Source organism: Litorivivens lipolytica, from assembly GCF_014191715.1.
Lineage (GTDB): Bacteria > Pseudomonadota > Gammaproteobacteria > Pseudomonadales > Spongiibacteraceae > Litorivivens > Litorivivens lipolytica.
In genome coordinates this window covers 1-23,517 of record NZ_JACHWY010000003.1, presented here as the reverse complement: position 1 = coordinate 23,517, position 23,517 = coordinate 1, and the positions used below count along the sequence as shown (strand labels likewise).

26 protein-coding genes are annotated in these 23,517 nt (G+C 52.1%); 11 read left to right on the top strand and 15 right to left on the bottom strand.

Annotated elements, in window-relative coordinates:
* Positions 1–97: 97 nt before the first annotated feature.
* Together FHR99_RS12245 and FHR99_RS12240 are read left to right on the top strand one after the other, a co-directional pair.
* A complete protein-coding gene (locus FHR99_RS12245; protein ID WP_183411000.1) occupies positions 98–2,602 on the top strand; it encodes a TonB-dependent receptor domain-containing protein in 2,505 nt (834 codons plus the stop codon).
* Positions 2,599–3,309 carry a hypothetical protein gene (locus FHR99_RS12240; RefSeq protein ID WP_183410999.1) on the top strand — a complete coding sequence of 237 codons (711 nt, stop codon included), beginning with the start codon at positions 2,599–2,601 and terminating at the stop codon, positions 3,307–3,309. Before FHR99_RS12245 ends, FHR99_RS12240 begins: the two co-directional genes overlap by 4 nt.
* On the opposite strand, the gene FHR99_RS12235 is transcribed toward FHR99_RS12240, so the two are convergent.
* The 10 genes from FHR99_RS12235 to FHR99_RS16650 all read right to left on the bottom strand — a co-directional run bounded on the left by FHR99_RS12235 (position 3,306) and on the right by FHR99_RS16650 (position 10,959).
* A complete protein-coding gene (locus FHR99_RS12235; RefSeq protein WP_183410998.1) occupies positions 3,306–4,202 on the bottom strand; it encodes a TIGR03915 family putative DNA repair protein in 897 nt (298 codons plus the stop codon). The two genes, FHR99_RS12240 and FHR99_RS12235, sit on opposite strands and share 4 nt — an antisense overlap.
* A 33-nt stretch (positions 4,203–4,235) precedes the next feature.
* Positions 4,236–5,516, bottom strand: coding sequence for a putative DNA modification/repair radical SAM protein (locus tag FHR99_RS12230; RefSeq protein ID WP_183410997.1), 1,281 nt, complete (start codon positions 5,514–5,516; stop codon positions 4,236–4,238).
* 158 nt (positions 5,517–5,674) lie between these two features.
* Positions 5,675–6,100, bottom strand: a complete 426-nt coding sequence (locus FHR99_RS12225) for a styrene oxide isomerase (protein ID WP_183410996.1) — start codon at positions 6,098–6,100, stop codon at positions 5,675–5,677.
* 34 nt (positions 6,101–6,134) lie between these two features.
* Positions 6,135–7,388 carry a cytochrome P450 gene (locus FHR99_RS12220; RefSeq protein ID WP_183410995.1) on the bottom strand — a complete coding sequence of 418 codons (1,254 nt, stop codon included), beginning with the start codon at positions 7,386–7,388 and terminating at the stop codon, positions 6,135–6,137.
* Positions 7,389–7,515: 127 nt separating this feature from the next.
* Entirely contained in the window at positions 7,516–8,376 is an 861-nt protein-coding gene (locus FHR99_RS12215) for a sterol desaturase family protein (protein ID WP_183410994.1), read from the bottom strand.
* A 92-nt stretch (positions 8,377–8,468) separates the two neighbouring features.
* Complete coding sequence (locus tag FHR99_RS12210) at positions 8,469–8,858, bottom strand: hypothetical protein (protein WP_183410993.1); 390 nt, start codon at positions 8,856–8,858, stop codon at positions 8,469–8,471.
* Between the two features lie 112 nt (positions 8,859–8,970).
* Positions 8,971–9,402: a nuclear transport factor 2 family protein gene (locus tag FHR99_RS12205; RefSeq protein ID WP_183410992.1), complete on the bottom strand. Its 432-nt coding sequence runs from the start codon at positions 9,400–9,402 to the stop codon at positions 8,971–8,973.
* A gap of 65 nt (positions 9,403–9,467) precedes the next feature.
* Positions 9,468–9,944 (bottom strand): nitroreductase/quinone reductase family protein, encoded by a 477-nt coding sequence (locus FHR99_RS12200; RefSeq protein WP_183410991.1) that lies wholly within the window; start codon positions 9,942–9,944, stop codon positions 9,468–9,470.
* Positions 9,945–10,012: 68 nt separating this feature from the next.
* Positions 10,013–10,654 (bottom strand): NAD(P)-dependent oxidoreductase, encoded by a 642-nt coding sequence (locus tag FHR99_RS12195; protein ID WP_183410990.1) that lies wholly within the window; start codon positions 10,652–10,654, stop codon positions 10,013–10,015.
* 143 nt (positions 10,655–10,797) lie between these two features.
* Positions 10,798–10,959 (bottom strand): hypothetical protein, encoded by a 162-nt coding sequence (locus tag FHR99_RS16650; RefSeq protein WP_425488636.1) that lies wholly within the window; start codon positions 10,957–10,959, stop codon positions 10,798–10,800.
* A gap of 261 nt (positions 10,960–11,220) precedes the next feature.
* On the opposite strand from FHR99_RS16650, the gene FHR99_RS12185 reads away from it, so the two are divergent.
* From FHR99_RS12185 to FHR99_RS12165, 6 genes are all read left to right on the top strand, one after another.
* Entirely contained in the window at positions 11,221–12,102 is an 882-nt protein-coding gene (locus FHR99_RS12185; RefSeq protein ID WP_183410988.1) for a bile acid:sodium symporter family protein, read from the top strand.
* 107 nt (positions 12,103–12,209) lie between these two features.
* On the top strand, positions 12,210–12,458 hold the full coding sequence (locus FHR99_RS12180; protein ID WP_183410987.1) for a DUF5062 family protein: 249 nt from the start codon (positions 12,210–12,212) through the stop codon (positions 12,456–12,458).
* A 69-nt stretch (positions 12,459–12,527) separates the two neighbouring features.
* Entirely contained in the window at positions 12,528–13,811 is a 1,284-nt protein-coding gene (locus tag FHR99_RS12175; RefSeq protein ID WP_183410986.1) for an esterase/lipase family protein, read from the top strand.
* A 115-nt stretch (positions 13,812–13,926) separates the two neighbouring features.
* Positions 13,927–14,088, top strand: coding sequence for a hypothetical protein (locus tag FHR99_RS12170; protein WP_183410985.1), 162 nt, complete (start codon positions 13,927–13,929; stop codon positions 14,086–14,088).
* A 2-nt stretch (positions 14,089–14,090) separates the two neighbouring features.
* Positions 14,091–14,213: a hypothetical protein gene (locus FHR99_RS16505; RefSeq protein WP_281388666.1), complete on the top strand. Its 123-nt coding sequence runs from the start codon at positions 14,091–14,093 to the stop codon at positions 14,211–14,213.
* Positions 14,189–14,353: a HigA family addiction module antitoxin gene (locus tag FHR99_RS12165; RefSeq protein ID WP_183411621.1), complete on the top strand. Its 165-nt coding sequence runs from the start codon at positions 14,189–14,191 to the stop codon at positions 14,351–14,353. The genes FHR99_RS16505 and FHR99_RS12165 overlap by 25 nt, the downstream gene beginning before the upstream one ends.
* Positions 14,354–14,370: 17 nt before the next feature.
* Here the strand turns inward: FHR99_RS12165 and FHR99_RS12160 are convergent, their stop codons facing one another.
* The 4 genes from FHR99_RS12160 to FHR99_RS12145 all read right to left on the bottom strand — a co-directional run bounded on the left by FHR99_RS12160 (position 14,371) and on the right by FHR99_RS12145 (position 18,584).
* Positions 14,371–16,065: a class I SAM-dependent methyltransferase gene (locus FHR99_RS12160; protein ID WP_183410984.1), complete on the bottom strand. Its 1,695-nt coding sequence runs from the start codon at positions 16,063–16,065 to the stop codon at positions 14,371–14,373.
* 10 nt (positions 16,066–16,075) lie between these two features.
* Entirely contained in the window at positions 16,076–16,519 is a 444-nt protein-coding gene (locus tag FHR99_RS12155) for a YtoQ family protein (protein ID WP_183410983.1), read from the bottom strand.
* A 486-nt stretch (positions 16,520–17,005) separates the two neighbouring features.
* Positions 17,006–18,262, bottom strand: a complete 1,257-nt coding sequence (locus FHR99_RS12150; RefSeq protein ID WP_183410982.1) for a type II toxin-antitoxin system HipA family toxin — start codon at positions 18,260–18,262, stop codon at positions 17,006–17,008.
* A complete protein-coding gene (locus FHR99_RS12145; RefSeq protein WP_183410981.1) occupies positions 18,252–18,584 on the bottom strand; it encodes a helix-turn-helix transcriptional regulator in 333 nt (110 codons plus the stop codon). The genes FHR99_RS12150 and FHR99_RS12145 overlap by 11 nt, the downstream gene beginning before the upstream one ends.
* 710 nt (positions 18,585–19,294) lie before the next feature.
* On the opposite strand from FHR99_RS12145, the gene FHR99_RS12140 reads away from it, so the two are divergent.
* The 3 genes from FHR99_RS12140 (at position 19,295) to FHR99_RS16645 (ending at position 22,200) form a co-directional block, all read left to right on the top strand.
* Complete coding sequence (locus tag FHR99_RS12140) at positions 19,295–20,314, top strand: hypothetical protein (RefSeq protein ID WP_183410980.1); 1,020 nt, start codon at positions 19,295–19,297, stop codon at positions 20,312–20,314.
* 947 nt (positions 20,315–21,261) lie between these two features.
* Positions 21,262–21,903: a hypothetical protein gene (locus FHR99_RS12135; RefSeq protein ID WP_183410979.1), complete on the top strand. Its 642-nt coding sequence runs from the start codon at positions 21,262–21,264 to the stop codon at positions 21,901–21,903.
* Between the two features lie 162 nt (positions 21,904–22,065).
* Positions 22,066–22,200: an AbrB/MazE/SpoVT family DNA-binding domain-containing protein gene (locus tag FHR99_RS16645; protein WP_183410978.1), complete on the top strand. Its 135-nt coding sequence runs from the start codon at positions 22,066–22,068 to the stop codon at positions 22,198–22,200.
* Between the two features lie 201 nt (positions 22,201–22,401).
* On the opposite strand, the gene FHR99_RS12125 is transcribed toward FHR99_RS16645, so the two are convergent.
* On the bottom strand, positions 22,402–23,409 hold the full coding sequence (locus FHR99_RS12125) for a hypothetical protein (RefSeq protein WP_183410977.1): 1,008 nt from the start codon (positions 23,407–23,409) through the stop codon (positions 22,402–22,404).
* Positions 23,410–23,517 lie beyond the last annotated feature (108 nt).

Below are 23,517 nucleotides of genomic sequence, written 5' to 3'. Positions count from 1 at the left end.
TCGATCTCCTGCGTTTGGATGAGTTCGTCGATAACAGATTCGTTTAGTCTGAGGTAATGAAAACCCCATTCAGTTGGATAACAATAAGGAATCTATTGTGAAACTGATCCGTATCAGCTTGTCGGCGCTGTGTGCGAGTCTGCCAGCACTTGCGGTATTGACGGTGCCGTTAATGAGTGCTCCGGCAGTGGCCCAGCTGGAGGAGGTTGTGGTGACGGCTCGCCGGCGCGCGGAGAGCCTTCAGGATACGCCGATCTCGGTTTCGGCGGTGAGTGCCTCCCAGCTGGAGGATGCGGGCATCACCGCGCTGTCAGATATCAAGAATATTGTTCCCAATATGCAGGTTGCTCCAACCGCCACTAAAAGCCAGGCGATTTTTGTCCGTGGTATTGGTCAGCGAGCCTCTACCCCGGAACTCGATCCCGGTGTCGGGCAGTACCTGAACGGCATTTTTATCGCCCGACAGGACTCTCAGCTGCTGGATGCCGTGGACGTTGCCAGTATCCAGATACTCCGTGGGCCACAGGGTACGCTGTTCGGGAAAAACAATACCGGCGGCGCGATGCTGATTACCACCCAGTTGCCTGAGTCGGACCGCTGGCTGGGTTCGACCACCGTGACGGTGGGAAGCCACGGCCGCAAGGACTTCAAAGGCAGCGTCAATATCCCGCTGATTGAAGACCGAGTGGGCTGGCGCCTCAGCACCTCGGTGCGACGGCTGGATGGCTATTTCGAAAATATTGTCGATGGCAGCATGTTTGCCGACGAAGACCGACGGGCGGTGTCGTCGCGGCTGGTATGGGATGTCAGTGAGAATGTTTCGCTGGATCTGTTTTCTTTCTGGAGCGCACAAGACGAAAAAGGGCAGGGCAATAACTGCGAAGTGATCAATGCCGATGCGGCGGCGGCCACCTTTTTTATTCCGGAAGAGCCCGACGTTTATGCCGAGCGGTGTCGTGATCAGGAGAATTTGCCCGACGATCGCAAGGTGGCAATCAATACAGACCGCAATGCGAGCCTGTATCGCCAGAAGGCACAATTGCACGCGATCAACCTGCAATGGAACTTGCCGGTCTTTGTGATGGAGTCGATTACGGCTTACAGCAAGCAATACGCGCTCGGCAAGCAGGAAGATATCGACGGTACCGACATTACCCTGGTTCATAACGGTGAGCGGCTGGCGCAGCGGGCACTGGATGCCTCAGGTATTTTCCCGGAAGACGAAGAGCGTTATCAGCTGAGTCAGGAAGTAAAATTTAATGGCAGGCTATTTGACGACAGATTGGATCTGACCTTTGGGGCATTTTATTCCTTTGAACAGATTGATGCCTTCCCCTATCCGCAGATTATCGGCAAGAACGGCTTGCTGGGTATTCCGCCAACCTTTCTGAGCAGTCTCGCGCCCGGCGCCGCCCCTCCGGGAATTGATCTGGTAGCGGCAGCCGCGAATAATTCTGTACTCCCACTGCTATCAGCTTCGGCCAACCTGAGCTACATCGAGAATGAAACCCGCGCGGTCTTTATTCAGGGTAGCTACGACCTCAACGAACAGCTCCAGCTGACGCTGGGTATGCGCTATACCGAAGACGATAAACAGCGAGAAATTGTTTTATACAATGCAGATTTTGAAGCCTTTGGTCGGCGGGAAGGCCTGGTGCATGCGCAGGGGGGGATCTACAACCCGGTACCGCGCCAGACCTTTGACAATATTGACTATGAGTTGCCGATTCCTTTTCTTGATCCCGTCAGTACCGAAGAGAAATTGTCTTTTGAGCAATTCTCGCCGGCGTTTACTGCAACCTATATGGCGAGTGATGCGGTACTGGATGCGCTAGCGATGGATAGCTTTATGGTGTATCTGACACTCAGTGAGGGCTATAAATCGGGTGGTCTTGGTTTGCGTGGTCGTCGCTTGAATACCTTTGAACCTGAGATTGTTGAGAACTCGGAAATCGGTTTCAAGTTTGATGCTCTGGATTCACGCTGGCGTTTGAATGGCGCGATTTACCGCATGGATTACGATCAGATTCAGGTGCAGCAGGCCGAGACCGGCCCCGGTGGACCGACCGACGTTATTCTGTTTCTGGATAACGCCGGCTCGGCCATTGTTCAGGGGGCTGAGCTGGAAACCACACTGGCACTGGATAAGCTCCTGATTAATGCGAGCCTGGGTTATACGGATGCTTACTATAATGAGTACACGGTATTTCTGGCCGACGGCAGCCAGTTTGACCGCAGCAATGAGCCATTTGCCGTAGTACCCAAGCATACTCGTGCGCTGTCGATTCAATACCGTTTGGAAACACCGCTCGGTTTGGTGATTCCGCGTTTGAGTTACAGCTATCGCTCAGAAATTTTTGTCGGTCTCGATGCCAAAGCGGATTTGTACGAGGGCGCGACGTTGGGTGGTCAAGAACTGTATAACGCGCGCGTGACCTGGCTTCCCTCGGATCGTTGGCGTGTTGCGGCCTACGTCAACAATATCAAAGATTCCGTGTATTTCGGTGGCGGGGTCGCGCTGGGGGATAACCTTGGTACCACCACCAAGGCCCAGCTACCGCCCCGGCATTTTGGTGTTGAGGTCGCCTATCAGTGGGAGTGATTCAGTCACTGGAATTATCTCTAGGCGAAGCGATTGATCAAGCTCCGATTGCGGCGGCTCAGTTGGCGCAGGCAGCTGCGCAGGCGCAGCGTGTTCCAGTCGTGCCGCAGAAACCCCACATTCAACGTTACTGGGTTCCGTCTGCTGGAACGTACAGTTACCACACGCATATTGCTGTCAGCGGCCAGTCTCGAGAGCGATTCAAATGGGCGATTGAGCTGTTTTACAACGCCGCGGAGCTAGAGCGTCAGCCGTGGTACGAGCAGTTCCTCGGTGGCCTTAGCGAGCCCTGTGAGGCAGCGTCTGCCTCAACCATTGAAAAGCATCAGTTCTGCCTGGGGCGCTTCGATCTTGGCTTGGGAGCGCCCAGAGCCTACCGCCAGTTGGTGTCGCTTAGCAGGCCGGACGGCGATACGGCGGTTGTGGTTGCTCGCTCTATCAATAAAGGGCCCGGACTCCCGGAAAACACCAAGCTGGCCTACACGGTTGACCCCAATGGCGAAGTCTTGCATTGGGATGGTGAGCACCTGCACTGGCACCACATCTGCTGTACTCCTGGCCCTGCATTGCTGCCGCAGCCGGTTGATCGCTATCTGATGAACCTGCTGCGTGTTTTGAGACTCGACGGAGCAGAGCGCAAAACCTATCGGGATGAGGCCGCACAGTTTCGGACTTGGCTGCAGGGCGGTGACGATCTCCCGCGTTAGCACTCTGGGTTGAGCCTTTTCTTCTTCAGCCAGCGCTCTCGATCAAACCGCGTTTTGGAGGGAAGCTTTGGCGCCGCTTTGGGTGGTGCCAACAGCATGGCCTGTTCGCGTTGGCCGGCGCCTTTTACCAGATGCTGAATCAGCGGCGCCTCGGGCAGGTTGTGCCAGTACTTTTTAGGCATTTCGTTTTGCATGGCCTGAATCTTTAACCGCGCCGGGTTGAAGATATTGGCAAAGTAGCAGCGCCAGTAATTTTCATAGTCGTCGTGATCGGGTAACTGGGAGCGGTCGGTGCCGGCGCCCACAAAGAGCTTCCGTTCTATCCAGTGCAGGCTCTGGTAGGGCGAGGCAATCGTCCAATCCATGTTGTGAAATCGGCGGCAGAAAAAGTCGGCATTGAGGCGAAGGATATAGTGGTCTGGTTCAAACCAGGCGGTGTATATGGTTGGTGCCCTGTCGCTATTGATGTCTTTCAGATCGAGTGCCCGAAAACGCACAAAGGCCTGCATTTTATGTCGATCACGCCCGACTTCCTTGGCTAGTCGGTTAGCGGTAATAACCAACGGGTCGGCGGCGTCTTGCAGCAGTTTTCTTTCTCCCGTGAATAATCGCCAAAGCAAACGATAGAGCACATCAAAGCGTTGTGGGTCCCTATGGGCAGCTGCAAAGCGAGCAAGCCCGATAAACTGCCGCGAGATGCGAATGCTTGAGGGGCGATGACTCGCGTCGGTGATATCGTCGGGGCAAAGTGCATCATCATCGCCAAATAAGTTACCGGTTGCAGCGCCGTTCCAACGAATGTCATCCGGTGGTATTTGCTTGCTGAGCAGGTGGCGGGCAAGCGGTTGCCAGTCTTGAAAATCGGCGTGTTCTTCCAGTTCAATCGTTGGCATGGTTATACATCTTGCTGAATGCAGAAGGCAGAATTAAAACAGCAATAGCTGGGCATGGTTCTTCTCTGCAAACTGAGAACGCAAGATCAGGCTGTCCGGTTCGTTGCCGGGACGGTAATCGGCAGTAATGATGAAGGGCTTCATCTTGGCCAGCGACAAACGCATGCGTTTGAGGTCTGCAAGCCGCAACCGCCGAAAACGACGACTGTCGAGAATGCGCTTTACACCACCGGGCCCAAGCCCCGGTACTCGCAGCAGTTGCTCGCGGGTGGCGCGGTTGATGTCCACCGGAAAGTCGGCGCGGTTGCGCAGGGCCCAGGCCAGCTTTGGGTCGATATCCAGATCCAGCATGGGCTGCTGGTCTGGGCTAACCAGCTCGTTCACGTTAAAGCGATAAAAACGCAGCAACCAGTCAGCTTGATACAAACGATGCTCGCGCAAGAGCGGCGGTGGCTGCAGGGGCAGGTTGGCGCTGGCATCGGGTATGGGACTGAACGCGGAGTAGTACACGCGGCGCATGCCGTAGCTGCGATACAGGCGGTGGCTGTTATGCAGAATGGTGGCATCGTTGCTGTCGTCAGCACCTACGATCATCTGCGTGCTCTGGCCTGCGGGTGCGAACTGCAGGCGATTTGTGGCGCGACGCTTGGGAATCACGCTGGTATCAGATCGAGTCTTGTTGACCTTCTGACGACTCTCTTTAGACTCATCGATATGCTCTTTAAGGAAATGCATCGACTGCCGAATAGCGACGTGATTTTTTTCCGGTGCCAGTTGTGCCAAACCTTGCTGGGTCGGCATTTCGACATTGATGCTCAGGCGGTCCGCATAGAGTCCGGCTAGCGCCTGCAGGCGAGGGTCAGCATCGGGGATCGTTTTCAGGTGGATATAGCCGGCGAAGTTGTGATCCTCACGCAGACTGCGAGCGACTTCTACCAATTGCTCCATGGTGTAGTCGGGGTCGCGAATTACCCCGGAGCTGAGAAACAGGCCCTCAATATAGTTGCGCTTGTAAAAGCCCAACGTCAGATCAACTACTTCGCTGGCTGTGAAGCGGGCCCGGGGCACATTGCTGGAATGGCGATTGATGCAGTATAGACAGTCGTAAACGCAGAGATTGGTCAGCAGAATCTTCAATAGTGAAATGCAGCGGCCATCGGGTGCGTAACTGTGGCAAATGCCCATGCCGCTTGAGGTAGAGCCAATCCCCTTGTCAGAGCCCTTCGCGTCGCGCTGAATACTGCCGCTGGACGCGCAGGACGCATCGTACTTCGCTGCATCGGCGAGAATGGCCAGTTTTTGCATCAGCTCCACGCCGAACACCTCCACAACACAGGGCGCATCACATATTGTGATAATTACTGTATATAAATACAGTTATATTTGCAATGTGCCGTAAAGTGGGGGCTTGGCTGGATCTAAGGTCGGTTTACCCGTCATTGCGAGGAGTATAACGACGAAGCAATTTCACTCTACCGGGTGCGCCAAGCCGCGATTCCAATCAGCGTAAAAGCCACAACAGCAAGGGGCACCCCCAGTTGGCCGGCCAGCGCGGTAATGTTATTACCGAGATCGTTGTTGAACTCGTAGCCCAACGCGCCAGTTACGCCCCGCCCGAGGCCAAACACCGTATTGCAGTAGGCCATGGCAATCAGACAGTAGGTAGCGATCAAGCCGCGCTTGGGGCTGAGGCTGAGTTTGCCGATAAAGCCGGCGACAATGAACAGCATCATACCGTTGATGAGCGATTCCATATGGGCCAGTATCCAATCCTGCTTTTGCCCGTCAATTTGGCCCATGGCGGCTGCGGCGATCATAAAGCCACTTAAAAATGCGATGAATATATTGATCGTCCCGTGAAACACCAGTTTGCCGATGAGGGGGCGCTCGTTGTGCATTGTTATAACCTCCCGTATTTGGAGTGAATTGAGTTCAGGATGGGCTCGTCGCTTCAGGGTCAAACTGCAGGTGCATACGCTTTATACTGTTCACAAAGTAGTCGCGAACATATTCCACCGGCTGAGCGAGGCGAGGGTTTTTCAGTCTGGGCAGCAGTTCCTCAAACATCACCTGCATCTCCAGACGTGCCATATGGGCGCCGATGCAGAAATGTTCACCCTTGCCGAAGGCGCGATGCTGGCTGGTCAGTTCCGGGTTTCGTGCAAAGCGTTCAACATCAAACTGCTCGGGATTGTCGAAAATAGCCGGATCGTGGTTGATCGCTTGCCAATTCAATACCATCTTGTCGCCAGCTTTCAGTTTCTGCCCCTGAATTTCCGTATCTTTCATAACCGTGCGTCGCATCTGCACAAACGCCGGGTTGTACCTCAAAATTTCTTCTACCGCTGAAGGTATTAGTTCGGGGTTGTCCAGCAGTTTTTGATGTTGTTCAGGGTGCTCGATCAACAGGCGCATACCGTGGGCGATCACTGAGCGTGTGCTCTCGTTGCCCGCAGCAATTAACATCAGAAAGAACAACTGGAATTCTTCCGGTGTTAATTTTTCGTCGTTCACGGTGCCGTCGAGTAGTGCACCAACGATATCGGTAAGCGGTTCAGTTTTGTGTTTTTCGGCGAGTGCGGCTGCGTAAGCATAGACTTCAATTGCAGCAGCCTGCGAGGCGGCGAAGCCATCTTCGCCACTCATATCTTCGTCTTCACTGAAGATCATGGTGTTGGTCCAGTCAAAGAATTGCTGCTTGTCTTCCATCGGAATGCCGCACAGCGAAAGGATGGCAACAAGCGGCAGTTCTGCCGCAACATCAGTAACAAATTCGCATTCGCCCTTGTGGGCAATGCGGTCAATGGTCTCGCGGGCAACCTCGCGGAATCGCTGCTCGTAACCGGATACCGCTTTGGGGGTAAATGCGTTGCGCACAATGCGCCGGTATTTCACATGGTGAGGCGGGTCCATATTCACGAGCATCAGGCGAGACAGAGCAACCTCTTCCTCGGGGACCTCCTTCGGAAGGATGGTTTTCGCTTCGCTGGAAAAGAGCAGCGGTTCCTTACATACATAGTCGGCGATTTCTCGCTTGGTCACCGCCCAATAGGGCACCCCAGTAATAGGGTCTTCAATCTTGGCCAGACCGTTAGAGCGTTCTCGAATGTCTGCAAATATGGCATGGTGCTGACTGTCCACATAGATATCGGGATCGAGAATATTTTTATAAGGGCAAGTGGCCATCTAAGCGCTCCTGTATAAGTCGTTAGCGTGATTGGCGAGGGTACTAATGCTGCAACCTTAGTTTGTTAACAATACCTAAAATAAGTTAGTACTGTGCTGGAGGTTGCAGCGGGAATGCGATGGCTTCTTATTTGAAGGGTACTCGCAACTGTGCCCACCAGCTGGCGGGAATCTGGTCATTCTCTATGCCTAATTGTTCTGGGCTGTCTCGCTGTTCTTCGCGGTAGCGCGTGCCAAACACCACATCCCAGAACAGAAAATTACTGCCGTAGTTATGGTTCGCTTCTTCGATTCTCACCGAGTGATGCCAGCGATGCATTTCGCCTACGCTAAATATCCAGCTTAAGGGACCGAGTTTGAAGTTAATGTTGGCATGCTGGAACAAGCCCAGTACCGAGTTGGCCAAACCCACCAGCGCCAGTACCTCACCGCCTGCGCCGAGTAAGGCCAGCGGAACGGCATTTAATATGCCGCGAAAGATCACCTCGCCAAAATGGGCGCGGGTGGCATTCATCCAATAGAGGCGTTTGGGGTTGTGATGTATCGCGTGAAAGCGCCATAGAAACGGCACTTCGTGCATCCAGCGATGGGCCCAGTAATCAAAAAACTCCACCGCAAGGCAGGCCAGAACAAACTGCAAAAGCAACGGCCATTCGGTCGGCCAAAGGGGGGTATTCATAGCGTCAGACAGTAAGCCGCCTCCCAGCACGATGCCGGCTACCACTAGCGGCTGTACCAGTGCGTTAATACCAAAGTAACTGGGCAGGTACAGTAAGTCGGCAAGCAGATCGCCCTGAGAGTGGTTCCACTCTTTGCGAAAGGGCAGCAGGCGCTCCAAGACGACCACCAACGCCAGACTAACAAAGGTGCCTATGCCGGCAACCACGCTTGGTTCATGCCCGGCCTCAATCGCCCACACACCGCCGCCTAGCACAGCGGTGACAATAATCGGAAATATAAGCCAGGAAATAAGTTCGCTTACTTTCATAGAGCCTCGCGTTGCCTCGGCGATCTACTATTGCTGTTTATATTTATGGCGGACGTTTTGTGGCCAAGTATCATTACGCGAGCGAGATACTTTTACTGTTTACCATAGTAAGTGAGAATCTCCTCGGCGAAAGCTCCTTCACTGGTGTTCCGGTTGGTAATGCGCTGCAAAACACCTTTGTGCGTGGCATGTTCGCTGCTAGGTAATTCCAGTGCGGTCAGTAGTTTCGTCACTTCAGCGCCATTCTTTTCAGTCGCTAATTGGGAGCATATCGGTTCCGCGTTTTCGATAATAAATGTCTTGAGTTCTTGTCGGCTCATGGCCTTCAACTCTGTTGCGGCTTGGTCTTGTGGCGTTATCCGTACCACCTGCACCATGGTGTTCACGTAATCACGAGAGGAATGGTGGTTGCCGTATTGGGTGCTGGAGGCACAGCCACCAAGAAATGAAAGGGTAAGTACAATGGTTGCTATTCTTATCATAAGTATGGGCTCGTTTTCAGAATATGCGCCAAATCATACTACAAACTATCGCAGGAAGGCCCTGATGCACATGGCGAGTTTTGAACGAATAGTGCCTAATCCGGTCCCGCTGTCAGTCAAATAATACAGAGGCGTCGCCGGCAAAGACAGACCAGCTCGCATCGCGCCGTACTATGCGCCAGCCTTCGGGGAGGCGTTGCCACTGATCGGTGTATTCTCCGTGGGTGTCAAAGATTGCGTTGCGTTTGTCACCAATGCCCTGATGCCTAGCCTGTACGTAGGCACGGGTTAATGCGGTATCGCCATCGATCTCTACGTGAATGCTTCCCAGTAGATGCTGCATGGCGCTGCAGCGGTCGTGGAACTTTTTAAACTGCTTCACGAGCGCATCCAGTCCCTGCTTTTCACCGCCGTCGCCATAGTCAAAGCACACCTCAGCAGCAAATACGTCTCCGACCTTATCCCACTGCTTGTTATCCACCACGCGGGGAAACAGTGCGAGGGTATTCATAATGGTGTGGTAATCATCGGCGTGATTTGTCATTGAGGGTTATCCGCTTGGAGAGGTTGGCTTGGCCCTTAAAGCCCTTCGAATCAATATGCGTCAGATTAATTGGCAACCGGCTTAGCCAGAAACCGGACCATGCCAGAGCCATTGTCGAGCAGCACTTGCAGCTGAGCATCGGTCAGCCCCTGCGCTGCGTCAAAATCGTAGACTTTGTATATTTTAGGTAAGTAACTTACGCGCTTGAATATACGATCAAAGCTTTGCCGGTACGCATCACTGCCCGGTTCTAGCCAGTGTGCCTCTCCCTCCAGCCAGCGGCGTTTGTACTTTAGCTGCAGAGGCCAGGGCTCCCGATAATTGCGCCACCATTGGCGATTGTGTGTTTCGCTGAGCCCGATCAGAAATTCGTTATCAAATTTGGTGTAGGCAACCGGTGTTTCAAAAGCCTTGCCAGATTTGCGGCCCTTAAAACGTATCAACGCAACATTGGAACTCATGAGCCAATGCAGCGGTGAGCGCAACAGGGGTTTAACCAGAAAATTCATTCTGATGGCGGTATCGGAGTATTTATTCGCCATTACTATTTCTCTGCCTTTCTATCATGTGAGTACCTTGCGGATTGTTAGCTCGCGCTTATCTCAGCACGCTAGTATTGAATAATAGGCACCTCGTGTACCCAGTGGTCACTGCTCAGTTGTTGCAGCATGCTGTGGGCGCAATCGGCAAAGCTAATGTTCGACATGGCGCTGAATTTGTCATAGCCGATGCGGTATTTCATAGTCTTTGGGCCAGCCTTCATTTGCAGGGGGCGAACTCCAACCCAGCTGATGTCTTTGCGACTGTTCAGCAGTTCCAGCTGCTTTTCCTTGTCAAAGTGCCGGTGTTTCAGAAAGTGCTCTGCGTACCAGCGTACAAACTTTGCACCAAAGCTCACCTGATCTGCGGGCACAATATTGCTGCCGCCGCCGCACCAGACTAACCGGGAAACGGCATTTTCCCGCATGACATCTAGGATATGTTGGGTGGCATCAGTGCACAGATCCTTGGGAGAGGTTTTTTCGTCGACGCCAATGGCAAAGAGCACGGCATCCGTGCCCTGGGAGATGGCGCTGAGAACATCGCTGTGGGTCAGCGCATCGCCTTCGATCACCGTAATCTTCGAACGATACTCCTCCGGGAGTTTTGCCGGCGTCCTCACCAGCACCGTTACCTCATGACCGCTCTCGAGACATTGTTTCAGGCACTCCTTTCCCACATTGCCAGTTGCACCGAACAGTGTAACTTTCATCTTCTTATGCTTTTTTGTGAGGGCGGTCTAGCCGCTCGTGTTGAGTATCTTACACCAGGCGGCCGGCTCCAATTTCTACGGTAGCAGATCAATACGATAAGGCGTGAGCGGGGCGTGACAGGATCGTGCTATTGGGTGAGCCCTTATCGAGATGGGTGAACCACGGTGCCCGGAAGGCACCGGTCTTGACCTCTGTGGTGTGGCGTCAAGACTTGGTCAATGCGTCTCGAATCTCGCGCAGTAGCACGATCTCTTCCGAGATCTTTGGCGGCGCCGATGATGATGCCAACCGCCATATCGATCATATTGCCTTTCATCAGGAATTTTTGAATTCGTCCAACATGGGGTGATCTCCAGAATGTTGCACTTTCGCGGTTAGAGCGGTCAGTATAGTAGACCTTCAAGCGCGTGGTTTTGGAGGTGAATGCCAGGCACCCGTGCTAGTTGGTGTGCAGTGTCCGCCTGCGCTTGAGCATTGCCATTCGCTTTCTGTTAACCAATCAGGTACAACCTCTTCAAAACGATAAGAACCCTTGCTTGGGACCATACCGACCGGAGACAGTGCAATGGAACAAACCCCCCTGATCGAGACCGGCCTGCCGATCTCCCTCTTTATTATCATGGTGGGGATGGGACTTACGCTCACCACGGCGGACTTTGTTCGCGAAGCCAAGGCGCCCCGTGGCGTGATACTCGGCAGTCTGGCCCAGTTAATTCTGATGCCCTCGCTGGGCTTTGCGGTGGCCTGGGGTTTGGGCTTGTCGGCGGCGATCGCAGTGGGCATCGTGATTGTGGCGGCCAGTCCCGGCGGCGCTACCTCCAACGTCATCACCTTTCTGGCGCGCGGTAATGTGGCCCTGTCCATCACCCTTACGGCCATTGCCAGTCTGGCGACCATCGTTATGCTGCCCCTGTATGTGAATATGGCCTTGGGCTGGCAAATGGGCACCAATGCCGACGTGAAGCTCCCGGTTCTCGAAACCATCTCCATGCTGATGACGATTGTGTTGATTCCCGTTGGCGTCGGTATGTTGATTCGGGCCAAGGCTGAGCAGCTGGCGGCAAAGCTGGAGAAAGTGGTGAACCTGTTCGGGGCACTGGTGCTGCTGGTTTTGATTGTGCTGGTCAGCTACTCGCTGCGCGACCAGATACTGACTCTGATAGCCCAATCCGGGTTTGCCTGCCTCGTCCTCAATGCCCTCGGCATCGCCACCGGCTGGCTGGCCGCCCGCGCGGCAAACCTCCCGCTCCCCGATGCCATCGCCATCAGCGTGGAAATCGGCATCAAAAACGCCACCATCGGCATTCTGGTCGCGATGACCCTCCTGCAGTCAGCGGAAATGGCGATGCCCTCCGTGGTGTATGGCTTGCTGATGTATGTGTTTGGTATCGGGATGATTTATCTGGGGCGGCGCTATATACCGGCGAGCCCGGCGGTCGCGAGCTGAGTGCATCTTATGTCTTTGCATCCCCGGCCGGATTCCCCAGCAGTATCGCGGAGGTGGCTATTTGCATCGCCCGCGAGTAGCTTAGGTTGTCTGCCCGGGGGATAACGATGAAAAAGCTGGAAAACGAAAAGGAATATGTGCGCAAGGCCATAGATATCGGTACTCGCTACGCCGAAAACCGTGGGGCGGCATTGTTCGAGCCCACCGATTCAACGAATGAAAAACTGGAATTCATCTACCGGTTGCTGGTGCGGGACAAGCTTATCCAGCCCATGCCGGAGCTTCAGGTGTCACAGCAATCCATACGGCACCGCCTGGCTTTATGGGCTGCTTCGCTGGAAAAGAAAAAAAGCTGACCTATTTCGCTCCGTCATTTTGCGATGGCAAACAGAGCCGGCAGTTCCTTGCCCTATTGAGAGATCCCTATGGAAACTGGAAAACTACTGCACGGCAGCGCCCGCCTTATCTTTGACAGTGTCGATGGTGTCGCCAATATCGTCGAAGGCATGTACCGTAATATTGCCGCTACACCGCTGCCATTTGGCCGCGCGCCTGTGGGGCCGGCGCCGGGCATCGCGGGGTTGGTTCACGCCGTCGTGCGAGGTATCAATGGCGGCGTGCGTGGCGCTAGCGAGCTGGCGCTGGCGCCGCTGACGCAGTACCTCGACCGTTACTATCCACCGGGCCCGCACCGTGCGGCGGTAGTCGCCGCACTCAACGGTGTGTGCGGTGATCATTTGGCGCGCACCCAAAATCCGCTGGCCATTCCCATGAGCCTGCGCCTGTTGCTGGATCCGATTGACGGTAGTGAGAGCAGCGAGTCTGACACTGCACCTTCGATGATCAATAACCTTTTCGACAGCCGGCGCGAGTCCGTTGAAATCTATCCTCGCAACGCGGTGCAAGGCGACCCGCGTTTTAAAGCATCCCGTCGTTTGCTGATACTGGCCCATGGCCTGTGCATGAATGAACTGGAGTGGACAGCCCAGCAGCGCAATCACGGCTTGGCCATTGCAGAAAGCGGGGGCTGTACGCCTGTCTTCTTGCGCTATAACAGCGGCCGTCATATTTCGGAAAATGGCAAAGCGTTTGCTCACCAGATCAGCGGCCTTGTCGCCGCCTGGCCGGAGCCGGTTGAGTCTATAACGATCATCGGTTTTAGTATGGGTGGGCTAATCACCCGCAGTGCCCTGCACATGGCCAACGACGAAAACCTCCCCTGGCTGAATAAGGTCGACAAGGTGGCCTATGTCGGCACGCCTCACCACGGCTCGTCACTGGAGCGCGGGGGCTATTGGCTGCAACGTTCCGCGACCTTCAGCCCCTACACCGAGCCGCTGTCGGCGCTGGGCCGAATCCGCAGTGATGGCATCACCGATTTGCGTCATGGCAACGTTCTGGATGCCGATTGGCAGAATCACGATGAGCACGAAGACAACGCGGACTACCGTCAGCTGGCACCGTTGCCCGACGCTATCGAGCACTACGCCATCGCCGCAACCTTATCGAAGCAGCCGGCCGCGAGTATGGAAAAATTGCGCAGTGACGGTTTGGTTCATCCCTGCAGTGGCCTGGGAAAGCATCGCCTTGCAGAGAAGCAGCTGAATTTTGCCGAAGCCAATACGCATATTCTTTACGATGTGGGGCATCTGGCGATGCTGGGCGATGAGCGAGTTACCGCGCAATTGCAGCATTGGCTTGTCGGTTAAGAGGGATCAACTAGAGACGCAGTAACCAGCGTCGAAGGCGTGATTCCATGGCTTTTATTTGGGCGCGGATCAATCGACTCTAACCCCATTGATTTCATGAGGCGCTGGAGTAAATATGCCTGATACAAACGATTCCGATTTAGTAAAACGCCGATTAGCTCTGCAGGATGCGCTGGCCGAGGGTGAGCGAGCGATATTGCAAGGCGATGTACTCACCCAAGATGCCGCAAAGAAGCGTATGCAGAAATGGTTGGAATTTGAGAGGAAGGAACCTTAATAATGACTATGCATAACCCCTCGCATCCCGGTCAGATTCTTCGCCACCGTTTGATTGAAGATGAGGCCGGGCAGAAGCTTGGCAGTATTGCTCTGATCAGCTGGGTTGTCACCGCAATACCTTAAACCGTGTAATCAACGGCAGCGCTTCGCTTACACCTGAGATGGCGCTGGCGCTGGAATTGATTGGTGCTGGCAAAGCCGAGTTCTGGTTGGGCATGCAGGCCAGCTACGACCTGTTTCAGCTGCGTCAGGTGCGCGTCTAGTTTGTAGCCAGCCAAGGTTACCACCGCTCTATACTTTGAAATTCCGCCAATCGCATGCTTTGCATAGTCAGCGCTTCATACACATCATTTATTGAATGCGTTGAGTGATTTAGGCCGGGTAGTGAGAGATTCGCTTCGGTATAAAAACGCTCACTGTTTTCCCCTTCCCAAGCTTCGCCCCACCACTCGAGTATCCGGTTTTTTGAATCTCGAAAGCGCGTTTCTGTTGGTATTCTGTCTCGCTTGCTGGCGTTGATAGTGGTTTTGGTGGGGAGTAAATTCCACAGGTCGTTATTTGGCCAGCGAGCGAATGGAAGGCAGTGATCAACATCGTACTTCCCTGTCAGCTTTGAACCGCTCCATACGCAGCGAACACTTGCGGTTCTATTTAGCTCCTGAATTTTGGCCCGTACGAGTTGTGTGGTTCGAACCGCGTCTTGCCACTCCAGGTGCTTTATCAATTCATGCTTCATGAGGGCGGTATTGTTTTTATAGTCCCTCATCACATTGACCCACTCATTAATCAATGCCGGCTCAATCCAGCAAGAATATCTCGCCATCATGTCCCAGATACTTTCAGGTATCGAAATCCTGCCGTAACGTGCCAGAGTTTCAAGGTTTAAATGAAGATTGTCGGGCTTATGTGTCGAACGTGGAATTTCAACTTCGAAGATGACCCTGTCTGAGCCGGGAAACGTTATATATCTGGCTGGCATCTTCTGGATGGTGCGAGAGATATCTTTCAGTGTGGTGTTTAGCGCCGCCGCATCATCGCCGTGAAAAGTGTTGCCCACAGCGAAATCCAAACTGGAGAAGTGCGATATGCGCTCCCAACCTCTGTCAGTGACAAAGCCCAACCCTTTGTTCGGATTGCTGCTCTGCTGAATATTGGCATCTAGTAGCAGTTTGTATTGCCGTGCCCAGTAGAGTGATACAAGGCCAAGTGGCAGCGTCACTCGGCCTTCGTGGCGTTCGAGTACGGCGCCGGGGTTGCCGTCTGCGATCCGCATCAATGAGCGCAGTAGTGCCAGCTTGTAGGTTGAGGATTTGGAGTCATTGATCAAGATGCTCCGTAACAGCGGAAAGGCGCCAGTGCCATCGTCGGGTAATCGCAGGACGACAGTCTGCCACTGAACGTCTGAACGGTTAAGCTCATCGCTCGCGTCGATCACGCGTTCTATAGCCAAACCCTGCTGTCTTGCCAGTCGCTCCAGCTCCTCAGCGGAAACATCGAACATGGGGCGTTCGCTATCGGGCTGGCCGTGTCGAAGTGAAATTACCAGCTTGCCGCCAGCTTTTAGTAAGTTGGCCAGTTTCCGGAAAGCGCGCGGCCGATCTTTCGGTGGAATATGCATCCACACAGCGCTTACGAGGATTAGATCGTATTTGAGTTGAAGCCCGATCACAGAGGTCATGTCGGGAAGATGATCGTTCAGCCATTTTACAGAGCCGGTCCCCGTAAGGCTTTTGCCTAGTTCTCCGAGCTCCGTGGAAGGTTCTACTGCAATAACATCAAGGCCTTTGTCGGCAAAGTAATTGGCGTCTCGTCCACTGCCTGCGCCGACATCCAATACGACTCCTTTACTTGGTGCGTAGTCAGTAAGCCACGCGCCATGAACCTGTTCCGTAGTTAAGCTTTGATATTGATTGTATAGAGAGGTGGCGTTGCGGTTGTAGAAGTCGATTGTTTTGGACGCGCCTTTCCTCTCCATGATCGTTGTCCTATAGATCGTTGACTACGTATTTCAAAATCTCAACCACCTGATCCGTTGTAGTCGCCCAGGCCATTGCGGCGGCGTCTACTTCCTTGAGGGGGTGGATGATCTCTTCGGCGTGCAGGGTGATATAGGGTTTGCCGAGGGCGGCGCAGTACCCAGCGTCGAAGGCGGCATTCCATTGTTTGTATTTGTCACCGAAGCGGATAATCGCGACGTCGCTTTTTTCGATCAAGGTCTTGGTGCGGATGGCGTTGACCTTGGCGGACTTGTGGTCGCGCCAGAAGCCGTTTTCCTCAGGGCCGAGTACATCGCCAGCGGCGTCGCTGGATTCGTGGTCGGTATTGGCGGAGGTGAAGGCGATATCCAGTTTCTGCTCGCGGCAGCTTTCAATGATTTGATTGCGCCAGTCGGTGTGGATTTCGCCGGAGAGGTAGACGTTTAGTGTCACGGGGTAGTTGGCTCCATTGTCTCGGTGCATCTTTGGAGGATTTAAGTATTGATTTTCTTAGCTTGTATGCGAGTTATGACCTAAACAAAAAGGCCTCGCGCTACTGGCGAGGCCTTCTCATCTTTAGTGACACAATCTCACCACTAATGACATTGACTGACTGGCAGTCGATGTCATTAGTGATGAGAGCGCATCCCTTGGTTTTGTTGGAAAATTTGGTGCTTGTTTCATTAGAGATGAGAACGATATCTCATTAGTGGTGAGAATGGCAAACAATTCATTTTAAAAACAATAGGTTAGGACTCTTCTCTATTTTCGCCACATTCACAAAATACCACGATTTCGACGCGCAGAAATGTGCGTGAAGTAATCGGGTTTGTATCGCTAGATACTAAGATATTAACGCGAAAAGTACCTTTTTGTGGATACTTTTTCAAGCTCCGTTATAAGCCTATATAGAATAGATGTAGGCCCGGTTGCTCTAGATCATTCCAAGCCAAGATCCTGGAGGGCAAACGGGTTGATGAGTTGGCGTTGCCAAAGGGTGTTGCAATCGGTGGGCGAAAGCTTTGATGACTGTGCTATTGCCTCCCACTGAGAACGAATGATATCCAATTGAGTTGACACAATATTGAGAGCTTCGGATTCAGACAGTAAAAAGTCATTTGCCACGGCCAGGGTGTTCGCCACCTTGCTAAGGCGCTGCCCTCGACCGAGGATCATACCCTGAGAGGCTTCTCCGCCGGTGCGTACCTGCGGGCAAATATCGTAGGCTGGAGTGAGGCGAATCTCTTTATGGTCGACAAAAACGGCATGATTTCGCGCATGATCATCAGTGTTGCCACAGAGAATGTTGAAAACCATTCGAGAAAAAAGCTCTTTTAACTCCGCCTTAGGATCATCGCTGTTGGCGCGAAGCCACTGCGCAAAATCCGCATAACTGGCATAGGGCGCCTCCATCTCATCCAAGCCCAGCACCGTCAGCGCGGACACCATGCCACGCCTCAACCATGATCCGTTTTTGCCGAGCTCTCGATCAAAGCGCTCAATCAGCAGCACGTCACGTCCAAGGCTTTGCTCCAGGTGAACCGGGGCAACCCTCAATCCGCAAGCCGCCGCAAGTGACATGGCAAAGTGCTCGTACTTCACCATAGGATAGAGGTCTGTGGAAGATGAGAATTTGGCGATGTACTTGCGGTCATCTCCATCAATGAGTGCCTTGGGCCTTGCACCGCCGATCGCGGTTCCGTGTTGCAGGGCCTCAGCTAGACCTTGGGTCAAAGGTTGCCGTCGATCAAGCAAATCGGATGCAGCGTGAAGCTCATCCAATGTGGCTGTTTTCTCCCGCGGGAGGTATTCGGTCGAAGAAAGCTGAAAGTCTAGTCGACCAATACGATCAGAACCCGACTCCGCTAGGTAAACCAGCTCGGAGATGTCACCAGCATCCATATCGCGGGCTCTATCTCCGTAGATTCGAGATAGGATTACGCGACGTCCCCAAGAGTCAGGGGCGCCATCGCGCAGACAGCCGGCCATCAGCTTGGGAGCTGATGGCTCCTTTACCCCGGGAGACAGTGGCAGTTCATCGATGAAGATGGGCTCAGCTTCTTTACGAGCGAGGTAGCTTTTACCGTACTGAAAGGTAAGGACATTGCCGGCCGGCGCAATGACACCAGCCACTACCGGCTCGGACTGACCGGTCAGCCAGATCCAGACATACAGCGCTTCTATCTTAGAACTCATCACTTACCTTTGGCTTGCTGGTTCTGATGCGCTGCGGGAGTAGCGGCGCCTTCTCGCGGGATGAGGCAAGTCGGGCTCGGCGATCATCACCAAACAGCGGGATGCCCAGCAAGCTCGCCAATTCGAAAACCATCCCCACTTCGGCTTTTGGACTGCCCCTCTCAATTCGCTGTACAGATGATCGGGAGATACCTGCACGCTCAGCCAGAGTGGTTTCTGACCACTTACGCGCCTTACGCGCGGCGGCAATCTCCAAACCCATAAGTTCAAGAGCCTCCTGGGTGGCGGGTAGATAGGTGCGTACATGTGTCTTGGTGGGCATGTTTATCGGCACGAGCTTCTTGATGTGTAGTCAGTACACCATGGCAGTAGATAAAAATCAACCAAAAATGATTCATGTGGGAATCGTTATGTAGTTAATGATTCACATGTGACTCATTATTAGCCTCGGTGAGATTTTCCAATATAGGCACTCAATAAAATCGCTGTTATCGCAGATGCATTTTTTTGGATCGCGGAGACGAAAGAGACAGGAACTGAAAATGGCGACCCCGCATCGAAGTGCGGGGCCTCAGTCGCTTGAGGGGGCAGGTCGTTATTGTCTAGTCATGGACTAACCGTTCCCGGCAACGGGGCGCGGCTACCCGGCTATTATCAGGGAGGATCATAGCCCTGAATTTAACAGCGAGGCACTTGATTAATGGAGGGTATGACAACGGTGTAGAGCTTCGCTTGATTCAGCCCGGTAAGCCCGCGCAGAATATGTACGCCGAAAGATTCAAGAGCAAATTCTGGGGCGAGAGCTAGCAGGAACACTTGTTTATAGATTTTTGCCCTATTCAAGACGCTTCATAGATAACCGCGTTCTTGGAGATAACGAAAACTGACCTCGCTCATCAAGCGGGTATTACACGCCGTTGGAATTCACAGCGGCATATGGAACAGGGTGATAAGTCAAAATCAATCGATCAATATGCGATCGCATTAATTGGCTTTACTAAGCCGCTGTTGGCTTAGATTCTGGGGTAGTTCATGAGTGCACAGTTCGATTTTATAACCGAAGATGAAAGAAGAGCTGGTTACGTAGAGTTGACTTGCCTGTTCCCCGAGTTGGCGTATTCCGAGATCGATATGGCCTTGCATGCGATCGAGTATGTCGAAACCCGTAATAATGAATTGATCACGGCCCCTCCTCGGCAGACCATAACGCAATCTGGAGAACGCTACTTAGTCTATAGTGAGGCTTTTATTTTTGGTAGGAATTTGATTGTCAAGCCTGGAAAGTTAGCTGAGTTGCGTGAAGTATTGCTGAATGATGAGAGGTCTATTGCGGCATTAAATAAGGGGTGGGCAAATGCCGAAACGCGAAGAATTAAACAAGAGGAAGATCGTAGAGCTGAGGAGGCGAGTCAGCAGTTTAATCGACGTTCCGAGGCTGATTTGATTGATAGCGGTTATAAACTCGTTTCTGAGGCCCTGATGAAGATCCCTAAATATTTTCCCAAAATTATGAGTTCTGGTGACGTAAGGGAAGACGAAATCGTTATGCTGAGAGCGATGGGGTGGTTGGATAAATATTTGTGGGGCAGGTCGCGAACGCATTGTCTAACCGAAGACGGAGAATCCCTGTTTGTCGAGTATGCGCCTGTAGGATATCGTCCTTGTTATCTAATAAAGCCTGGCAAGCTCGAAGAGGTCATCAATTTAGCTTCAGAGTCAAAACAGTTTTTGAATGAATTCTCCAGTCATGTGGTTAGTAGGAAATACAGGAAGCGAAACTCTGAAAGCGAAGCTGTAGAGGTATTGCCATGGGCAATTTCGTCTGTCGCGTTAGAAAAAGAAGACGAGAGCAAGCCGCCCACTGATCCGGATTATAATTCTGGTCTAAGTACATTGGTTGGGGTAGGTTCCTATATCGGTTTTGGTCTACTTCTCGCATATCTTTCTGAGGCAAATAAAGATCTTGCTCTAACGCTATTCGCTTTAGCGATACTCGGCCCAATAGCCTACCTTGCGTTTAGGTGGATTTTTAACGAGGTTGGAAAAGACTAAAGTCATTGGTTTCTAGGGTGGCCAGTTGTGGGGCGGGACAAATGACGCGTGCGCTACATTAGTTATCACTAAAGACGCTGTTACTACGCCAACATTTTATTGGATAGCAGAGACCATAATACCCGACTAGAAAATGGCAGCCCCGCATCAAGGTGCGGGGCCTCAGCCGCTTGCGCGGGCAGGTCGTTGTTACCTAGTCATGGACTAACCGTTTCCGGCAACGGGGTGCGGCAATGAAGCCCCTGTAACCACCCTAGGGCGATACATTAGCCCATATTGCGAAGTACCGAAAGTGCGCGCAATGCGTTTCGCCATGGCCCTTGCCGCATGGTAATGAAAATTCAGCTATAAAGATCAGGTGATATAAGATTAGTTGGGCAGGTAATCGAGTGATAAGTGCGCATAAAACGACCATTACGAGGGCTGAGCTATTCGATCTTGTTTGGGAGAAGCCAATGACAAACGTAGGCCAGGATCTAGGAATATCTGATGTCGCAGTGCGTAAAATATGCGTAAAACACAAGATTCCTCGCCCGCCGCAGGGACATTGGGCGTCCTCGAGACCTAGGAGTAAACCTAAATCGCTTCCAGCTGTCCCGCAGTATATGGAAAAAATATCGATACGTGCGCGTGAGAAATTCGATGATCGCGCAGTGTCCTCTGTTAGCGAGACTTGTCTTCCTGAGAAAGTAGAGTATGTCATTGCAAAGGGAGTGCCGACGCGGCTTGCCCATGGTTTGGGTGCAACATATACCGAGTTGCGGAAGGGAGAGCCTGACCAATATGGCTATTGTCGTCCCCGGTATAAAAGAGCAAAGCACGAGGTAATCGCTACCAAGGCCTCATTGAAACGAGCTCTATGCCTCATGGAGTACATATTTCGAGTGTGTGAGGCTGCAGGTTTTTCTGTTGGGAGTAATGAGGAGTGTTCCAACAATAGATGGAGTATGAGCTCCTGGGTTTGTCGTAATGATGTGTCGATATCTGTCCGCATCAAATCATCTGTGAGACAGATTGCTAGGGATGATCATGACGGCATTTGGGACTTTCATAAGTATACGTATGTAGACACGGGTAGGCTTTCAGTCACGATTGGCTCAGGAGTAAATATTCGAGAAACAGAATCACTTCCGCTTGAAGATAAGATGCGAGAGATATACCGCAAGCTTGTGGAAGCGCATGAAATGCAAATCGTGCGGACTCGGCAGCGAAAAATAGAGGCTGAGAAATACGAGACGCGACGTAGGAAAGAACAGATAGAAACCGTAGTAAGGGATCTCGAGAAGCATCAAGTCGACAATCTCGAAGCGTTCAAATTGCAGTTGATGAAAGTTGAGGAAAATCGTCGTTTCTATTCCGCGGTGGAATCACATAGTGGACTTGAGAATATAGAGGGATTTTCCGACTGGATTGAATGGTCTAGAAAGGTGCTGCCGACAGAAGTAGAGCGGCGCGCGGTTCCTGCCCTACAGAGGCATCAAGCGCTAGCTGAAATTATTGCCGAACTGAAGCAATTGGATCCTAGTGATGCCGAGCGTTGTAACGATTTTTTGTATCATCTCTCGCTGAGAATACGTCAGTCGAGTTAAAGTCTGTAGGATAGTTGTAACGATTCAATTGATTTCAATTCTCCGGAAAGATGAGCTTTCTTCAGCGTTTCTTCGGACATTCTGCTAATTTTAGTAGAGACTTGGTCAACTTCTTCCGCCCAAACTTTGACCTAAGGGTGGAGTTTGTGGAGAGAGCGGCCAATGCCAAAAATCAATGCAAAAGGACAGGTAACCATACCAGCAAGCCAAAGAGGGGCTGTCGGTCTAATGCCTAGCGACGAGCTCGAGACTTTCGTTATCGATGACCAAATTACTATCGTTAAAAAGGTTTCCTAGACTGCAAAGGGAATGTTAAAGCATGTCAAAGAGAAATCTCGGATTTCTGTTGAACAGTCAATAAGCTCTATCCTATTGTGATATCTATTGTTGGCAATCTGTACTTAGCAGTACAGCGACTGTCAGCTGACCTTGGCTAAGTACATTGGCTAGGCAGTCAGTAATTTCAACTCGCTGTTTTTCTGCGTTTTTCCATTCCTGTCACCAGGAGCCGTCTTTGACTTCAGGCTTTTTCGGTGAGACATCGATGATTTTCGGAATTTCAACAGATTTATTGTCACCGAGTTGTCCTTTGCCACTTTTGAACATTTTAGTTGCCAAGCTGTCCAGTTGAGACAAGATTTTAGATCCTTTGACTGATTTCTTACTGTCGTTGTAGTACTCAAACCACGGAAGACCTGCTCGGCTATAATCTTTGGCTGTTGGCGGTGGTATCGGAATTGGCTGGCTTGTTATCTTTCCCCACTGCTTCGAGTTTATGATATGGATAAAGCATCGGCTTGTATTTTCCGTATCCCATGCTTCAGCTCCATACTCATCGTCATAGATTTGTTGATGCATTAGCCCTCCGGGCGCGAGCCCCATAGTGTCTGCGTCCTCCTCGACACCGGCTCTGCAGTAAAGTATTCGCTCTTCAAATACTTCAGCTTGTTTTTTTCTTTGCATTTCATCGTAGAACGACTTTTTCATAGGAAAAGCTATTATCTGTAGCCCCCCAAACTCACTAGAACCGGTGATTTGTTCTTCTACGGAGTATCCTTCGCCGAGTGGCATGGCTACGAATTGTCGAATCAATCCTTCGTCGACGCAAAATCCATCGATCCATGGCTGGCGAGGTATTACCACATAGTCTTGTTTATCGCTATCAAGAGTTTCAGACCAAGAATCTCCCGTAATCGCATTGATTTTTCCTGCTGCGATTTTGATGGCGAATGGGTATCCCTCTGAACGGGGTGGAAAGTACATCCACATAGCTTCGGATTGATGCATTGGCAGCATGATGCCGCCTCTTTTGATCATTGTGTCTGATACTTTCTCGGCATGGTCTTCGACATGCTCGAGATGGAAGCCTCCCAATCCAGGGGGAAGTGGATATGAGTTATTGTCGTCAGGTATCCGTAGGGTACGCTGGAAGCCGATTTGACACACTGCATCGCTGTGAACTTCTGGGAAACGAAATATAAGCGTATTTTTTTTAAGCTCTATCATTTTGATCACCTTCTGTTGATTTGCACTTAAAACTGACCCGGGAATTGCATTTAAAATTGACCCACCCGATTACGCCAGATTATGGCGCAGCTTTTCCTTTTTTGCCTG

Bases quoted from the DNA above. Each gene is read 5' to 3' on its own strand.
- FHR99_RS12235 (WP_183410998.1), bottom strand. From the start codon at position 4,202: ATGCCAACGATTGAACTGGAAGAACACGCCGATTTTCAAGACTGGCAA.
- FHR99_RS12225 (WP_183410996.1), bottom strand. From the start codon at position 6,100: ATGCACAACGAGCGCCCCCTCATCGGCAAACTGGTGTTTCACGGGACG.
- FHR99_RS12220 (WP_183410995.1), bottom strand. From the start codon at position 7,388: ATGGCCACTTGCCCTTATAAAAATATTCTCGATCCCGATATCTATGTG.
- FHR99_RS12215 (WP_183410994.1), bottom strand. From the start codon at position 8,376: ATGAAAGTAAGCGAACTTATTTCCTGGCTTATATTTCCGATTATTGTC.
- FHR99_RS12210 (WP_183410993.1), bottom strand. From the start codon at position 8,858: ATGATAAGAATAGCAACCATTGTACTTACCCTTTCATTTCTTGGTGGC.
- FHR99_RS12205 (WP_183410992.1), bottom strand. From the start codon at position 9,402: ATGACAAATCACGCCGATGATTACCACACCATTATGAATACCCTCGCA.
- FHR99_RS12200 (WP_183410991.1), bottom strand. From the start codon at position 9,944: ATGGCGAATAAATACTCCGATACCGCCATCAGAATGAATTTTCTGGTT.
- FHR99_RS12195 (WP_183410990.1), bottom strand. From the start codon at position 10,654: ATGAAAGTTACACTGTTCGGTGCAACTGGCAATGTGGGAAAGGAGTGC.
- FHR99_RS16650 (WP_425488636.1), bottom strand. From the start codon at position 10,959: ATGATCGATATGGCGGTTGGCATCATCATCGGCGCCGCCAAAGATCTC.
- FHR99_RS12185 (WP_183410988.1), top strand. From the start codon at position 11,221: ATGGAACAAACCCCCCTGATCGAGACCGGCCTGCCGATCTCCCTCTTT.
- FHR99_RS12180 (WP_183410987.1), top strand. From the start codon at position 12,210: ATGAAAAAGCTGGAAAACGAAAAGGAATATGTGCGCAAGGCCATAGAT.
- FHR99_RS12175 (WP_183410986.1), top strand. From the start codon at position 12,528: ATGGAAACTGGAAAACTACTGCACGGCAGCGCCCGCCTTATCTTTGAC.
- FHR99_RS12170 (WP_183410985.1), top strand. From the start codon at position 13,927: ATGCCTGATACAAACGATTCCGATTTAGTAAAACGCCGATTAGCTCTG.
- FHR99_RS16505 (WP_281388666.1), top strand. From the start codon at position 14,091: ATGACTATGCATAACCCCTCGCATCCCGGTCAGATTCTTCGCCACCGT.
- FHR99_RS12160 (WP_183410984.1), bottom strand. From the start codon at position 16,065: ATGGAGAGGAAAGGCGCGTCCAAAACAATCGACTTCTACAACCGCAAC.
- FHR99_RS12150 (WP_183410982.1), bottom strand. From the start codon at position 18,262: ATGAGTTCTAAGATAGAAGCGCTGTATGTCTGGATCTGGCTGACCGGT.
- FHR99_RS12145 (WP_183410981.1), bottom strand. From the start codon at position 18,584: ATGCCCACCAAGACACATGTACGCACCTATCTACCCGCCACCCAGGAG.
- FHR99_RS12140 (WP_183410980.1), top strand. From the start codon at position 19,295: ATGAGTGCACAGTTCGATTTTATAACCGAAGATGAAAGAAGAGCTGGT.
- FHR99_RS12135 (WP_183410979.1), top strand. From the start codon at position 21,262: ATGAGCTCCTGGGTTTGTCGTAATGATGTGTCGATATCTGTCCGCATC.
- FHR99_RS16645 (WP_183410978.1), top strand. From the start codon at position 22,066: ATGCCAAAAATCAATGCAAAAGGACAGGTAACCATACCAGCAAGCCAA.
- FHR99_RS12125 (WP_183410977.1), bottom strand. From the start codon at position 23,409: ATGATAGAGCTTAAAAAAAATACGCTTATATTTCGTTTCCCAGAAGTT.